The sequence below is a fragment of the Micromonospora sp. DT178 genome (assembly GCF_049841695.1).
Classification (GTDB): domain Bacteria; phylum Actinomycetota; class Actinomycetes; order Mycobacteriales; family Micromonosporaceae; genus Micromonospora.
The window spans coordinates 336,148-351,059 of the sequence record NZ_JBNCKV010000005.1 but is presented as its reverse complement, the minus strand read 5'-3'; the positions used below and the strand labels follow the sequence as shown (position 1 = coordinate 351,059).

Annotated in this window: 11 protein-coding genes and 1 pseudogene; 9 read left to right on the top strand and 3 right to left on the bottom strand. The window is 74.4% G+C overall.

What is annotated here, in order from left to right; all coding sequences use genetic code 11:
• Positions 1-55: 55 nt before the first annotated feature.
• Together grpE and dnaK are read right to left on the bottom strand one after the other, a co-directional pair.
• Positions 56-784, bottom strand: coding sequence for a nucleotide exchange factor GrpE (grpE, locus tag ACLQ22_RS12490; RefSeq protein ID WP_425692404.1), 729 nt, complete (start codon positions 782-784; stop codon positions 56-58).
• Positions 785-831: 47 nt separating this feature from the next.
• Entirely contained in the window at positions 832-2,712 is a 1,881-nt protein-coding gene (gene dnaK / locus ACLQ22_RS12485; protein WP_425692403.1) for a molecular chaperone DnaK, read from the bottom strand.
• 223 nt (positions 2,713-2,935) lie between these two features.
• Between dnaK and ACLQ22_RS12480 the strand changes: the two genes are divergently transcribed.
• The 3 genes from ACLQ22_RS12480 to ACLQ22_RS12470 all read left to right on the top strand — a co-directional run bounded on the left by ACLQ22_RS12480 (position 2,936) and on the right by ACLQ22_RS12470 (position 7,795).
• The gene (locus tag ACLQ22_RS12480; protein WP_425692402.1) at positions 2,936-4,777 is read left to right on the top strand and encodes an ABC transporter; all 1,842 of its coding nucleotides are present in this window, start codon (positions 2,936-2,938) and stop codon (positions 4,775-4,777) included.
• Positions 4,774-6,459: a GTPase gene (locus ACLQ22_RS12475; RefSeq protein ID WP_425692401.1), complete on the top strand. Its 1,686-nt coding sequence runs from the start codon at positions 4,774-4,776 to the stop codon at positions 6,457-6,459. Before ACLQ22_RS12480 ends, ACLQ22_RS12475 begins: the two co-directional genes overlap by 4 nt.
• A gap of 115 nt (positions 6,460-6,574) precedes the next feature.
• Positions 6,575-7,795: a hypothetical protein gene (locus tag ACLQ22_RS12470; RefSeq protein ID WP_366641407.1), complete on the top strand. Its 1,221-nt coding sequence runs from the start codon at positions 6,575-6,577 to the stop codon at positions 7,793-7,795.
• 185 nt (positions 7,796-7,980) lie between these two features.
• On the opposite strand, the gene ACLQ22_RS12465 is transcribed toward ACLQ22_RS12470, so the two are convergent.
• Positions 7,981-8,532, bottom strand: coding sequence for a phosphatase PAP2 family protein (locus ACLQ22_RS12465; RefSeq protein ID WP_425692400.1), 552 nt, complete (start codon positions 8,530-8,532; stop codon positions 7,981-7,983).
• 367 nt (positions 8,533-8,899) lie between these two features.
• Here ACLQ22_RS12465 and ACLQ22_RS12460 point away from each other — a divergent pair, with 367 nt between their 5' ends.
• The 6 genes and pseudogenes from ACLQ22_RS12460 to ACLQ22_RS12435 form a co-directional block, all read left to right on the top strand.
• Positions 8,900-9,460 (top strand): hypothetical protein, encoded by a 561-nt coding sequence (locus ACLQ22_RS12460; protein WP_425692399.1) that lies wholly within the window; start codon positions 8,900-8,902, stop codon positions 9,458-9,460.
• Positions 9,461-10,133: 673 nt separating this feature from the next.
• On the top strand, positions 10,134-11,309 hold the full coding sequence (pdhA, locus tag ACLQ22_RS12455; RefSeq protein ID WP_425692398.1) for a pyruvate dehydrogenase (acetyl-transferring) E1 component subunit alpha: 1,176 nt from the start codon (positions 10,134-10,136) through the stop codon (positions 11,307-11,309).
• Positions 11,309-12,298 carry an alpha-ketoacid dehydrogenase subunit beta gene (locus ACLQ22_RS12450; RefSeq protein ID WP_425692397.1) on the top strand — a complete coding sequence of 330 codons (990 nt, stop codon included), beginning with the start codon at positions 11,309-11,311 and terminating at the stop codon, positions 12,296-12,298. The genes pdhA and ACLQ22_RS12450 overlap by 1 nt, the downstream gene beginning before the upstream one ends.
• 5 nt (positions 12,299-12,303) lie before the next feature.
• On the top strand, positions 12,304-13,770 hold the full coding sequence (locus ACLQ22_RS12445) for a dihydrolipoamide acetyltransferase family protein (protein WP_425692479.1): 1,467 nt from the start codon (positions 12,304-12,306) through the stop codon (positions 13,768-13,770).
• Between the two features lie 220 nt (positions 13,771-13,990).
• Positions 13,991-14,128 carry a hypothetical protein gene (locus tag ACLQ22_RS12440; protein WP_165947779.1) on the top strand — a complete coding sequence of 46 codons (138 nt, stop codon included), beginning with the start codon at positions 13,991-13,993 and terminating at the stop codon, positions 14,126-14,128.
• A gap of 342 nt (positions 14,129-14,470) precedes the next feature.
• Positions 14,471-14,912: pseudogene (locus ACLQ22_RS12435) on the top strand (LppU/SCO3897 family protein); the annotation flags it as partial.

Sequence of the window (14,912 nt, the reverse complement as noted above, 5' to 3'; positions counted from 1 at the left end):
GACCGTCCCGCCCGCCCTCTGCGGGCGGGCGGGACGGTCCGGTCGTCGTTCCGCACTACTCCGGGTCGGCGACCGCGACCATCGCGGGCCGCAACAGCCGCTCACCGACCTGGTAGCCCCGACGCATCACCTGTACGCAGGTGGGCTCGGTGACGTCGGCCGAGGTCTGGTGGGCGACCGCCTCGTGCCGGGTCGGGTCGAACGGGTCGCCCTGCTCGCCGAACGGGGTCAGCCCGAACTTGCCGAGCGCCGTGGTGAGCTGTTCGGCCACGGTGCCGAACGGCCCGACCAGGTCGCCGTGCTCGCGGGCCCGGTCCAGGTCGTCGAGGATCGGCAGCAGCGCGGCGAGCACCGCGCCGGTCGCCTGCTCGGTGACCAGGCCCTTGTCCCGGTCCACCCGCTTGCGGTAGTTGGCGTACTCCGCCGTCACCCGCTGGAGGTCCCGGGTCCGCTCGTCGAGGTCCTTGCGCAGCGCCTCGAGTTCGGCGCCGAACGCGGTCGGACCACCGTCGGCCGGCTGTGCCGGGGCGTCCACCACCGGTGGGCCGGTCACCTCGGCCGCCTCGACCTCGATCTCGTCGACGACGACCTCGGACTCCTCGACCAGGCCCTCGGCCGGGACGTCCGAACCGGCGTCGGCGGCGGCCGGCTCGGACGTCTCGCTGATCTTGCGGTTGTTACGGATGACGACCCGCGGCCCGTCGCCGGCCTGCTCGGCGGGCGCGGAGCCACCCGGCGCCGACCCGGTCGCACCCGGGTCGGCAGCTCGTGGCTTCTCCGTCATAGGGCTACCTCATCCCTCTGCCGTGGTTCCGTGTCCGGGACGAACCGTCACTTCTTGTCCTTGTCCTCGTCCACGATCTCCGCGTCGACCACGTCGTCCGCGCCACCGGCGGGGCCGCCGGCCTGCGGGCCACCGGTCGCCCCGGCGCCGGCGGCACCCGCCGCGCCCGGGCCGGCCTCGCCCGGCTGCTCGCCCTGCTGGTTGTAGAGCAGCGAGCCGGCCTGCTGGGAGACCTGCGCCAGCTTCTCGTGCGCCGACTTGATCTTCTCGATGTCCTGGCCGCCGAGCGCGCCGCGCAGCTCGCCGAGCGCCTCGTTGATCTGGTCACGGGACTCCGACGGCAGCTTGTCGCCGCTCTCGGCCAGGAACTTCTCGGTCTGCCACTGGAGCGCCTCGGCCAGGTTGCGGGTCTCGGCCTCCTCGCGGCGACGCTTGTCGTCCTCGGCGTGCTCCTCGGCGTCGCGGCGCATGCGCTCGATGTCGTCCTTCGGCAGCGAGGAACCGCCGGTGATCGTCATCTTCTGTTCCTTGCCGGTGCCGAGGTCCTTGGCGTGGACGTTGACGATGCCGTTGGCGTCGATGTCGAAGGTGACCTCGATCTGCGGCACGCCGCGCGGCGCCGGCGGGAGGCCGGTCAGCTCGAAGGTGCCGAGCTTCTTGTTGTAGGCCGCGATCTCCCGCTCGCCCTGGAACACCTGGATCAGCACCGACGGCTGGTTGTCGTCCGCCGTGGTGAAGACCTCGGAGCGCTTGGTCGGGATGGTGGTGTTGCGCTCGATCAGCTTGGTGAAGATGCCGCCCTTGGTCTCGATGCCCAGGCTCAGCGGGGTCACGTCGAGCAGCAGGACGTCCTTGACCTCGCCCTTGAGCACACCGGCCTGGAGGGCGGCGCCGACGGCGACGACCTCGTCCGGGTTCACGCCCTTGTTGGGCTCCTTGCCGGTGAGCTGCTTGACCAGGTCCGTCACGGCCGGCATCCGGGTCGAGCCGCCGACCATGATGACGTGCTCGACGTCGGAGACCTTGATGCCGGCGTCCTTGACGGCCTGCTCGAACGGGCCCTTGCAGCGGTCCAGCAGGTCCTGCGTCATCCGCTGGAACTCGGCCCGGCTGAGCGTCACGTCCAGGTGCAGCGGGCCCGCCGCGCCGGCGGTGATGTACGGCAGGTTGATGTTGGTGGTGGTGGCGGCGGACAGCTCGATCTTGGCCTTCTCGGCCGCCTCGCGGAGCCGCTGCAGGGCCATCTTGTCCTGGCCCAGGTCGATGCCGTGCTCGCCGCGGAAGGTCTTCACCAGGTGGTCGATGATCCGCTGGTCCCAGTCGTCGCCACCGAGGTTGTTGTCACCGCTGGTCGACTTGACCTCGACGACGCCCTCGGCCAGCTCCAGCAGCGACACGTCGAAGGTGCCGCCACCGAGGTCGAAGACCAGGACGGTCTGCTCCTTGGAGCCCTTGTCCAGCCCGTACGCCAGGGCCGCCGCGGTCGGCTCGTTCACGATCCGCAGCACGTTGAAGCCGGCGATCTCGCCGGCCTCCTTGGTGGCCTGGCGCTGGCCGTCGTTGAAGTAGGCCGGGACGGTGATCACCGCGTCGGTGATCTGCTCGCCCAGGTACGCCTCGGCGTCCCGCTTGAGCTTCATCAGCGTGCGGGCCGAGATCTCCTGCGGGGTGTACTTCTTGCCGTCGATGTCGACGGACCAGTTGGTGCCGATCTCCCGCTTGACCGAGCGGATCGTCCGGTCCGGGTTCGTCACCGCCTGGCGCTTGGCGACCTCACCGACGAGCACCTCGCCGTTGCGGGCGAACGCGACGATCGACGGGGTCGTCCGCGAGCCCTCAGCGTTGGCGATGACGGTGGGCTCACCGCCCTCCAGAACGCTGACGCAGGAGTTCGTCGTGCCGAGGTCGATACCGACCGCACGTGCCATCTTCGCTTCCTCGCTTCATCACGTTGTGGGCATGTGACGGGCGACGCCCGTCGAGCTGCCCGGCGGGCGTCGCCCGCAGCGACCCCACCACAAGTTGAGTGAACTTGACTCAATAGTGCCACGCCCCGCGAAATCGTCAAGTCGGGGTTGAGTCGACCCGACGCAACCCCAGCTTGATACTGACCGGTTGTCTTCCCTTGCGTCGGTCGGGCACGCTTTAGCGGTGACGACGCACGGCGATCCCGCCAACCCGGCCGGCACGCCCACCGTCGCAGCTCGCACCGGCCCCACGGACGCCGGGGAGGACCGGCCCGCCACCACCGGGGACGACAGCCTGCCCGCCGCACTGGCCGGCCTGCGCGCCGCGATCGGGGCGGCCCGGTTCCCGCTCGCGCTGCCCTCCGCCGAGCCCGCCCGGCGCGCCGGCGGCAGCCTCACCGACCAGCTCGACGACTACCTGCTGCCCCGGCTGCGCCGGCTCGACGCGCCGCTGCTCGTGGTGGTCGGCGGGTCCACCGGCGCGGGCAAGTCCACCCTGGTCAACAGCCTCGTGCAGGCGCGGGTGAGCGCTGCCGGGGTGCTCCGCCCGACCACGCGTTCCCCGGTGCTGGTCTGCAACCCGGCCGACTCGGGCTGGTTCCGCCAGGGCGAGCTGCTGCCCGGCCTCACCCGCACCACCGAGCCCAGCGAGGACCCGCGCACCCTGCAACTGGTCACCGCCCCGGCCCTGCCGGCCGGGCTGGCCTTCCTCGACGCCCCCGACATCGACTCCGTCGTCGACGCCAACCGGGCCCTGGCCGGGCAGCTCCTGGCCGCCGCCGACCTCTGGCTCTTCGTCACCACCGCCGCCCGCTACGCCGACGCCGTCCCCTGGGAGCTGCTGCGCAGCGCCCGGGCCCGGGGCGCGGTCATCGCCATGGTGCTGGACCGGGTGCCCCCGGAGGCGGCCGACGAGATCGCCGCCCACCTGTCGGAGATGCTCGCCGCGCAGGAGCTGGGGGCGGCCCCGCTCTTCGTGCTGCCGGAGACCTGGGTCGACGGGCAGGGCCTGCTGCCCGAGCGGGTCACCGCGCCGCTCGCCGCCTGGTTCGCCCGGCTGGCCGCCGACGCCGACGCCCGCGCCGCCGTGGTCCGGCAGACCCTGGACGGCGCGCTCGCCGCGCTGCACCCGGCGGTCGAGGGGCTCGCCGACGCCGCCGAGGAGCAGATCGCCGCCGCCGACGCGCTCGACGAGCGGGTGCTGGCCGCGTACCGGGGGGCGCACCGGACCGTCGGGCAGGGGCTGAAGGACGGCCGGCTGCTCCGCGGCGAGGTGCTCGCCCGCTGGCAGGAGTTCGTCGGCACCGGCGAGTTCTTCCGCACCATCGAGGCCCGCATCGGGCGGCTCCGGGACCGGGTGGTGGCCGCGGTCACCGGCCGGCCCGCGCCCGCGTCCGAGCTGCGGGAGGCGATCGAGTCCCAGCTGGTGACCCTGCTGCGGGGCGTCGCCGCCGAGGCGGCCGAGAACGCGTACACCGGGTGGAAGGCCCATCCCGCCGGGGCGGCGCTGCTCGAACCGGAGCTGGCCCACCCCTCCGCCGACCTGCCCGAGCGGGCCGAGCGGCTGGTGCGGGAGTGGCAGCGTGGCGTGCTGGAGCTGGTCCGCGCCGAGGGCGGCGACCGCCGCTTCGTGGCCCGCACGGCCGCGTACGCGGTGAACGCCACCGGCCTCGCCGTCATGATCGCGGTGTTCGCCTCGACGGCGTTCATCCCCACCGGGCTGGAGGTGGCCACCGGGGCCGGCACGACCGTCGCCGCGCAGACCGTGCTCCAGGCGATCTTCGGCGACCAGGCCGTGCGTACGCTGGCCGCCAAGGCCCGGGCCGACCTGCTGGACCGGGTGCGGGCCCTGCTCGACGACGAGGCCGGCCGCTACCTGGACCGCACGGCGCAGGCGCGGCCCGCCGCGCGCACCGTGGAAGCCCTGCGCGGCGCCGCCAACCGGGTGGAGATCGCCCGCAACCGCAGCGACCTCTCCGGCGCGGCCGTCGCGGGCCTGCCCGGCACCGGGGATGGAGGGTCATGACCAACATCGTCGGGCGGATGCGCGAGGCGTTCCGCGGTGACCAGCGGGTGGACGCCGACGCGCTCATCGCCCGCCTCGACGCCGTACGCCGGTTCCTCACCGTCGTCGACGGCCACCTGCCGGACGCCCGGCTCGTGCCGGCACACACCCTGGTCGAGCGGGCCGGCACCCGGCTGGCGCTCTCCCGCGACCACACCGTGGTGGCCCTCGCCGGCGCGACCGGCAGCGGCAAGTCCAGCCTGTTCAACGCGCTCGCCCGGATGGAACTCTCCACGGTCGGGGTGCGCCGCCCCACCACCGGCGTCGCGCACGCCTGCGTCTGGGGGCCGCTCGACGGCGGCAACCGCCTGCTCGACTGGGTCGGCGTGCTGCCCCGGCACCGGTTCGTGCGGGAGAGCGTGCTCGACGGCGACGACGAGTCCGCCCTGCACGGGCTGATCCTGCTCGACCTGCCCGACTTCGACTCGGTGCAGCGGTCCCACCGGCTGGAGGTGGACCGGCTGCTCGGCCTGGTCGACCTCGTGGTGTGGGTGGTCGACCCGCAGAAGTACGCCGACCGCGTCATCCACACCAGCTACCTGCGCGAGTTCCACCGGCACCGGGACGTCACCCTGGTCGTGCTCAACCAGGCCGACCGGCTGCCGCCGGCCGAGCTGCCCCGGGTGCTGGCCGACCTGCGCCGGCTGCTCGACAGCGACGGCCTGGACGGCGTACCGCTGCTGGCGACCACCGCCGTCGATCCGGCGGGCATGGCCGGGCTGCGGGAGGCGCTGGAACGCACGGTGGCCGAGCGGCAGGCCGCGCTGCGGCGGCTCCGGGGCGACGTGGACGCGGTGGTGGCCGGGCTCGAAGAGCTGGTCGGCGACGCCTCGCCGGCCGGTGGGCCGGACGCTGCCGCCGTCACCGCACTGCACCGGGCGCTCGCCGGCGCCGCCGGGGTGCCGGCGGTCGCCGAGGCGGTCGAGCAGGCGTACCGGCACCGGGGTGCCGCCACCACCGGCTGGCCGCTGGTCCGGGGCTGGCGGCGGCTGCGGCCCGACCCGCTGCGCCGGCTGCACCTGCCCGGCCCGGCCGCCGGCCGCGACGAGCCGGCGGAGAGCCTCGTCGCGGCGACCTCGGTGCCCGACCCCACCGCCGCACAGCGCGCGGCGCTCGGCCTGGCGATCCGGTCGGTGGCCGACCGGGCCGGGGCGGACCTGCCCGCCGCCTGGCCGGCCGCGGTGACCGCCGCCGCCCGCTCCCACCTCGCCGACCTGCCCGACGCGCTGGACCGGGCGGTGGCCGGCACGGACCTCGGCATGGACCGGCGACCGCTCTGGTGGCGGTTCGTCGGCGGCCTCCAGTGGCTGGTGACCCTGGCCGCGCTGGCCGGGCTGGGCTGGCTGGCGCTCGGCTACGGGCTGCGCGCGCTGGGCCTGCCGGCGCTGGAGCACCCGATGGTCGGCGAGGTGCCGCTGCCCACCCTGCTGCTCCTCGGCGGCCTGCTCGCCGGGCTGCTGGTGGCCGCCCTGACCAGGCCGGTCGTCCGCTGGGCGGCCCGCCGCGCCCGTCGCCGGGCCGAGCGGCGCCTCACGGACGCGGTGGCGGCGGTCGGCGAGGAGAACGTGCTCGCCCCGGTGCGGGCGGTGCTCGCCTCCTACGCCGAGGCCCGTACGGCCCTGGAGGAGGCCGCCGGCCGCTGAGCCGGGAAATCCCGTCCCACGACAACCGCAGGTCGGCGGCGTGGCGCCGCGACGCGGGCCGGACGCTCGGGTCGCTCGTACCGTCCCGGGACGGGCGGCAGCGTAGGGTCGGTGGATGGGAACGCCTCAGACCCCGTACGACGCGGTGCTGCACGCCGCCCGCGACGTGGCCAAGCTGGACAACGCCCTCGACGCGGAGATGCTCGGCGCGGCCCTGCTGGGCAGCGTCTACTCGGTCGCGGAGACCGAGCGTGACGCCGCCGTCCGGGACTTCGTGGCCGGCTTCCTGGCCGCCACCTCCCGCCGGCGCTCGGCCGCGGCGACCACCATCCGCTCCGTCTTCGCCGCGCTGGTGCCCGACGCCGAGGGCACCGACCGGGTCCGTCCGGGCGCCGCCACCCCCGCCTGGGCCGGCCAGCTCGGCCGCGTGCACCTGACCGGCTGCTGGTCCTACGGCGACGTGTACGGCGACCAGACCTCCTACCTGGCGACCTTCGCCTACGACGACCCGGCCGGCGGTTCGGCGCACGCCGTGGTGACGCTGCTCGACCACAACATCGGCATCACCAAGGACGTCTTCGTCGGCGGGCCGCCCGACCGCATCCTCGACCAGGTCCGGCAGATGTGCGCCGGGGACGAGCTGACCTGGTTCCGCGACGAGGAGCCGGCCCGGATGCGCGCCGAGGTGACCCGCCACCTGGCGATCACCGACGGCCTCACCGAGCTGCCCGGGGAGGGTTCGCTCGCCACCGACCGCGCCCTGCTCGGCGCCCGGCTGGCGCTGCTGCCCCGGGCGGCCGGGGCGGCCCCCGCGCCCGCCGAGCCGCTCTCCGCCGCCGAGCGTACGGATCTGGTCCGCCGGTTCCTCGCCGCACCGGAGGCGGCCCGGTTCGGCCTGGACACCATCGACGGGGCGGAGCTGGCCTCGCTGCACTTCTGCCTCAGCCTGCTGCTGGACCACGCGGCCAGCTTCCCGGACGCCGACCCGATGCGGTGGAGCCCCACCGTGGCCGGGCTGTTCCTGCTGGACTGGGTGCACCGGCGCGCGGTGCTGGACATGGACGACGCCGCGCTGCTGCCCCGGGTGCTGCGCGCCTGGGCCGGGTACGCCGCCCGCAAGCGCGGCCTGCCCGAGCAGGCGGCGGCGCAGATCGACACGGCCATCGAGGAGATGGTGCCGGAGTTCGCCCGCCTCTACAGCACGGGCGAGCGCCGTAGTCCCGCCACCGCCGCCGTCGCCCAGCTGATGGCCGACGGCGTCGACCCGGACGACCCGGCCGCCCTCGACGCGTGGATCGAAGCCAACCGCCACCGCCTCACGGACGACCCCGCCTGACCCACCCACCCGCCCACCTCCCTCCCACCCCGCCCCGCTCCACCCCACCAGCGTCGATCATGCAGTTGTGGTGGGCGAAAAGCGGCATTCCGTAGCTCTTGCGGGGCACCGCAACTGCATGATCGACGGCCTCGTCCGGGCGTGCGTCATCAGATCCGGGGGAGGGAGGCGGGGCAGGGGGGAGGTCAGCGGAGGGGGGCGAAGATGAGGGCGGCGACCAGGGCGCCCAGGGCGAGCCCCGCGACCACCTGGGGCACCGTGTGGTCGCGCAGGCGGACCCGGGACCAACCGACCAGCACGAGCAGTGGCGCCGTCGCCAGCAGCCCGGCGCCGAACGTGAGCACCAGCACGACCACCGTCCCGGCGGCCACCGCCGAGTGGATCGACATCTTCCACCAGTGACTCACCGTCACGGCGACCACCAGGCCGACGAGCCCGGCGGCGGCCAGTGCCAGCACCGGTCGCGGCGCGCCGAGCACCGCGAGCAGGGCCAGCCCGGCGGCGACCGAGCAGAGCCCGAACAGCAGCGGGACCCTGCGCTGCTCGCGGACCCCCACGTGGTGGTCGGTCAGCCGGCCGCGACGCACCCCGCCGAGGATGTACGCGAACGGGATCCCGCTGACGAAGAGCGTGGCCAGCAGTCCCCAGGCCAGCCCGTGCGTGCCCTGGGCGCTGTGCCAGCCGACCGCCAGCGTCAGCGCCGAGACCAGCACCGCGGGCGCCGTCAGCTCGGTCACGAAGCGGGCGAGCCGGAGGGTGCGGCCGGGTGGTGGCGCGGCGGCCGGACGGGTCTGGGGTTCCGCGTCCGAACCGCCCGTCCCGCTCAGCGCCCCGCCTCTGCGTCCACCCCGGGCCGCCGCCCGGAACCGTTCCCGTCCGTACCTCGGCGCTCCGACCGGGCCGGGGCCCCGCCGTGGATCACCTGCCGTCGACCGTCACCGTACCCGCGGCCGGCCGTCCCGGTGCCCAATCTCGCCGGGACCGTCGGCCGAACGGGGACCGTCGGACCCGCCTCGGGTCGGGCCAGCGGCGGCAGGCGGGCCGAGGGCGACGCGAGTCGGACCGGGAGCGACGCGAGTCGGACCGGCGGGGGTCGGGCCGGGGGTGACGGTCGCGCTGGCGGTCGGGCCGTCCGGTGCCGGGGACGCGCTGGGCGCCGGGGTAGCCGTCGGCTCGGGCGGCGGTAGCGAGAGGCTGCTCGTCGGCTCCACCGACGTCGGCTCGCCGGTCGGCGTGGGTGCCGGGCTGGGGCTCGGGCTCGGGCTCGGCGTGGGCTTCGGCGACGGGCTCGGGGACGCCGAAGGCCTCGGGGCCGGGGGCGGCGGGACCGGTCGGCCGCCGGGCCGGGACGGGGGCTTCGGATCCGCCGCCGGGCCGCGCGGTGGCGGCGGGGCCGGCGCCGCGACGATCGGCGCACCCGGGAGGGGCGCGACGGTCCGCCAGTCGCCCGGGTCGGGCGCGGCGGGGGACGGGGTCGACGGGACGACCGGCGGCTGGCCCGTCGCCGGCACCGGGATCACGACGGGGCCGACCGAGGGCGTCGGCAGGAACGGGGTGCTGCCGTCCGGCAGGGCCGTGCTGCCGACGGTGGCGGAGCCGGTGCTGATCGCGGCGAGGATCGGCATCGACGCGGTGCCGGCGAGCAGTGCCACGGTGAACAGGTAGCCCCGGGACGGCCCGCCCGAACCGGGAGCCCGGTGCGCGCCGACCAGCCGGCGGTAGCCGCCGGCGGCGCGGTGCCGGCCGAGGAAGGGAACGGTGGGATCTCGGCCTGGCTCGGACACCACACACCCCTTTTCGTCGACTGCGGCGGTGGACGGACCGGTACGGCGACCGGCCCGAGCGCCCGGGGCACCGCCCGGACGCGGGGAAGCGGCAAACCGCCCCGACGCGGACGATCCCGCGCCAATCAGCCTGGACCAGTGACGCTCGGTCGGCCAACCCTGTACAGCGTGTCGACACGCTTATCTGGCCGAACGGTGACGAACCACCGCCGGATCGGCCGCGCGTCGATGCAACGGACAACGGGCGCTCCGTGCGACGAAACAGGTCACCGCGAGTGCCCGGGACAGGCGCAATGTGGGCGCGCTCACGTGTGATGCGAATATGGACCACGACGGCAACGCAGCCACGACCTCCGCGCACCCTCGCGGCAGGCGCGGCTGGGCGCCGGCGCTCCCGAACCGGGTTCGGCCAGAATCCGGCTCACGCCGCGCGGCAACCCCCACCGGGGCTAGGCGCGGCCGCCAGGAACCCGTCCGGCACCAGCCGGGCAGGCGCACGAGTTGCGCGGCCGGGTGACCCCCCGGTGCCGACGCAGACAGACAGGGAGAGACGGATGGCAAAGGGCGACCCCGGGGTCTCCAGTCGCGGCCGACGGGCCGCACCCCGGTCCAAGAAGGGTGCGACCGGCGACCCGCAGCTGGTGCAGCTGCTCACCCCGGAGGGTGAGCGCATCGAGAGCGCGACCGGCCCGGACGGGACCGAGTACCGCGTCGACTTCACCGACGAGGAGTACCGCGGGCTCTACCGCGACCTCGTGCTGGTCCGCAAGCTCGACGCCGAGGCCACCGCGCTGCAGCGCCAGGGCGAGCTGGGCCTGTGGGCCAGCCTGCTGGGCCAGGAGGCCGCGCAGGTGGGCTCGGGACGCGCGCTGCGTACGCAGGACATGGCCTTCCCGACCTACCGGGAGCACGGCGTCCTCTACTGCCGGGGCATCGACCCGATCATGCCGCTCGGCCTGTTCCGGGGCGTCGACCAGGGCGGCTGGGACCCGAACGAGTTCAAGTTCAACATGTACACGATCGTGATCGGGGCGCAGACCCTGCACGCGACCGGGTACGCCATGGGCGTCCACATGGACGGCAAGACCGGGACCGAGGACGGCGAGGCGGTGATCGCCTACTTCGGCGACGGCGCCACCAGCCAGGGCGACGTCAACGAGTCGTTCGTCTGGGCCAGCGTCTTCAACGCCCCGCTGGTGTTCTTCTGCCAGAACAACCAGTACGCCATCTCCGAGCCGCTGGAGCGCCAGACCCGCGTGCCGCTCTACCAGCGGGCCGGCGGCTTCGGCTTCCCCGGTGTCCGGGTGGACGGCAACGACGTGCTCGCGTCGTACGCGGTGACCCGGCACGCGCTGGACAACGCCCGGCTCGGCCAGGGCCCCAGCCTGATCGAGGCCTACACCTACCGGATGGGCGCGCACACCACGTCCGACGACCCGACCCGTTACCGGATCGCCAGCGAGGTCGAGGCCTGGCAGGCGAAGGACCCGATCGCCCGGATGAAGGCGTTCCTGACCAGGCAGCAGATCGCCGACGCGGACTTCTTCGCGGCCGTCGACGAGCAGGCCCGCACCGAGTCGGTGCACCTGCGCGAGCGGGTGCTCGCCATGCCCGACCCGGAGCCGGCGACGATGTTCGACCACGTCTACCCGCACGGATCCCCCGAGCTCGACGAGCAGCGGGCGCAGTTCACCAGCTACATGGAGTCGTTCGAGGGGAGCGCCCACTGATGGCCACGGAGACGCTCAGCCTCGGCAAGGCCCTCAACACCGGTCTGCGCAGGGCCCTGGAGGACGACCCGAAGGTCGTCATCATGGGCGAGGACGTCGGCAAGCTCGGCGGCGTCTTCCGGATCACCGACGGCCTCCAGAAGGACTTCGGCGACCAGCGGGTGATCGACACGCCGCTCGCCGAGTCCGGCATCATCGGCACCGCGGTCGGCCTGGCCATCCGCGGCTTCCGGCCGGTCTGCGAGATCCAGTTCGACGGTTTCGTCTACCCCGCGTACGACCAGATCGTGTCGCAGGTGGCGAAGATGCACTACCGCTCGCAGGGCAAGGTGCGGATCCCGATGGTCATCCGGATCCCGTTCGGCGGCGGCATCGGCGCGGTCGAGCACCACTCGGAGTCGCCCGAGGCGTACTTCGCCCACACCGCCGGCCTGAAGGTGGTGTCCTGCGCCAACCCGCAGGACGCGTACACGATGATCCAGCAGGCCATCGCGTCGGACGACCCGATCGTGTTCCTGGAGCCGAAGCGGCGCTACTGGGAGAAGGGCCCGGTCGAGCTGGACGCCCCGCTGTCCGGGGCGTACCCGCTGCACTCGTCCCGGGTCGTGCGGACCGGCGCGGACGCCACGGTGCTGGCGTACGGACCGATGGTGCGGACCTGCCTGGACGCGGCGACCGCCGCCGCCGAGGACGGCCGGGAGCTGGAGGTCATCGACCTGCGCTCGCTCTCCCCGCTGGACCTGACCGCCGCGTACGAGTCGGTGAAGCGCACCGGCCGCTGCGTGGTCGTGCACGAGGCCCCGGGGAACCTGGGCCTGGGCTCGGAGATCGCGGCCCGGATCACCGAGGAGTGCTTCTACTCCCTGGAGTCCCCGGTGCTGCGGGTGACCGGCTTCGACACCCCCTACCCGGCCTCCCGGGTGGAGGAGGAGTACCTGCCCGACCTCGACCGGGTGCTCGACGCCGTCGACCGCACCTTCGGCTGGTGAGCGGCATGTCGCGGATCAAGGAGTTCAACCTGCCCGACCTGGGCGAGGGCCTGACCGAGGGTGAGATCCTCGCGTGGCTGGTCAAGGTCGGTGACGTCATCGAGCTGAACCAGCCGATCGTCGAGGTCGAGACGGCCAAGGCGGCCGTCGAGATCCCGGCGAAGTGGGCCGGCCAGGTGCAGGCGATCTTCCACCCGGAGGGGAGCACGGTCGAGGTCGGCACGCCGATCATCGCGATCGACACCGACCCGGGCGCCGGGCCGATCGAGGCGTCGACGACCGGTGCGCCGGCCGCCGCCCTGCCGACCCCGTCAGCGGCGTCCCTGGCCGCGGTCGAGGTGGCGCCGGCCGAGGGCGCGGTCGAGCCGGGCCTGATCGGCGGTCCCGCCCCGGGTGGGCGTACCGCCGTGCTGGTCGGCTACGGCCCGCGGAACACGGCGGCCAAGCGCCGCCCGCGCAGGGGCGACACCCCGGTGCCGGCCCAGCCGGCGGCCCCGGTCGCCCCGGTCGCGCCGGTCGCGCCGGCGTCGCCCGCCCCGGTGGCGACCGCGCCGTCGAACGGTCACGGTCCGGCCGGTGGGCCGGTGCTGGCCAAGCCGCCGGTACGCAAGCTCGCCAAGGACCTCGGCGTCGACCTGTCCACGCTGACCGGGTCGGGCCCGCTGGGCTCGATCACCCGGGAGGACGTACAGCGGGCGGCGAGCGGGGCCACGGCGGCGGCCGAGCCGCTCGCGGTGTCGGCCCCGGCCACGGCGGCCGCGAGCTTCGGCGCGGACCGCGAGCAGCGCATCCCCGTCAAGGGGGTACGCAAGCTCACCGCCGAGAACATGTCCCGCTCGGCGTTCACCGCGCCGCACGTCACGGAGTTCCTCACCGTGGACATGACCCGGGCGATGAAGGCCCTGGACCGGCTGCGCAACCGGCGGGAGTGGCGCGACGTGCGGGTCTCGCCGCTGCTGCTGGTGGCCAAGGCGGTGCTGCTGGCCGTCAAGCGCCACCCGATGGTCAACTCGACCTGGGCCGGCGACGAGATCGTCGTCAAGGACTACGTCAACCTGGGCATCGCGGCGGCCACCGAGCGCGGGCTGATCGTGCCGAACATCAAGGACGCCGGCCGGCTCTCGCTGCGCGAGCTGGCGGACGCGATGACCGACCTGGTGCAGACGGCCAAGGCCGGGAAGACCTCGCCGGCCGACATGTCCGGCGGCACGCTGACGATCACCAACGTCGGCGTGTTCGGGGTGGACACCGGTACGCCGATCCTGCCCCCGGGCGAGTCGGCGATCCTGGCCTTCGGCGCGGTCCGCGAGATGCCCTGGGTGCACAAGGGCAAGGTGCGGCCGCGTCAGGTCACCACGCTGGGCCTCTCCTTCGACCACCGGATCATCGACGGTGAACTCGGCTCGAAGTTCCTGCGCGACATCGGGGAGTTCCTGGCCGACCCGGAGGCGGCGCTGCTCGCCTGGACCTGACGGTCTGACGCCAGCCGAACGGCCGGTGTGCGACGGGTTTACGCCCGGCACACCGGCCGTTTCCGTTGGGGAACGAAAACGTTGGTCACCAGCCCCCCGCACCTTCGATTGTTCGGCCCGTGTCCCAGCTCACCTAAGAATCGATGGAAGTTGCGCCCGTCTTGGGGTTCAATGGAAGACATCAAGGGGCTGACAACCGAATAGCCAGGAGGAGAGACCCATGAGCATGATCGAGCGAATCCGCAACCGCCGCGACGCCAACCGCCGCGCCCGTGCCATCGAGCACGCGCTGCGCTCCGCCAACTCGCCCGCGGTCCGCGAAGAGATCCTCGCCATCGCCCAGCGTCACATGAGCTGACGCCCAGGACCTCTCTCACCTCCTCCAGATCGATGACCCGCCCGGTCCGCCCGGGCGGGTCATCGGCGTTTCGCAGCGGTTGACACCGGGATTCCACCTCGCCCCAGCGCCCGGTACGGTGGGCTTCGGTCGTCGCCCGCCGACCCGGAGCAGTCGAGTCGATAGAAGCCGCTCGACACCATCCGGCCACGGGGAGTGACGATCGTGCTCCCCGGGCGCCCTCGGGCGGTCACCGGATACGGTGCGGGGAGCCGGCACGGCCGGTACACCGGCGACGCCGGCCACCCTGCCGAGAAGACCGATCGGCAGTGGCGGCCGACAGGTGATGGAGGAGGCGCACGCATGACGTCCGAGGGCACGCACCACCCCGGCCAGCAGCCGGACGAGGTGTCGCCGGGCGCCGGCGGACCGGCGCCGTACGGCGACCGCCCGGCACAGCAGGACAACGGATACGGCGCCGGCGCCCCGGATCTGGGCTGGGCGCCCCCGCCCCCGTCGGGGCGAGCGAACCCGCCCGCCTGGGGCGCGCAGGGTGAGCAGCAGCAGGCCCCCGCGTGGGCCGCCCAGGCGCCACAGCAGACCGACCCGGCCCAGCCCGGCCAGTGGGGACCGGCCGGCGCATCGCCGCAGCCGGCGTGGCCGGGCGCGCAGGAGCAGGCCGGCCCCGCCTGGGCCGCCGCCGCCCCGCAGCAGCCCCAGCCGCCGCACGCCGCCCCGGAGCAGCCCGCCTGGGGATCGGCCGAGCAGGCGTCCCCCGCCTGGGCGCAGCCCGAGCCCGCCGCCC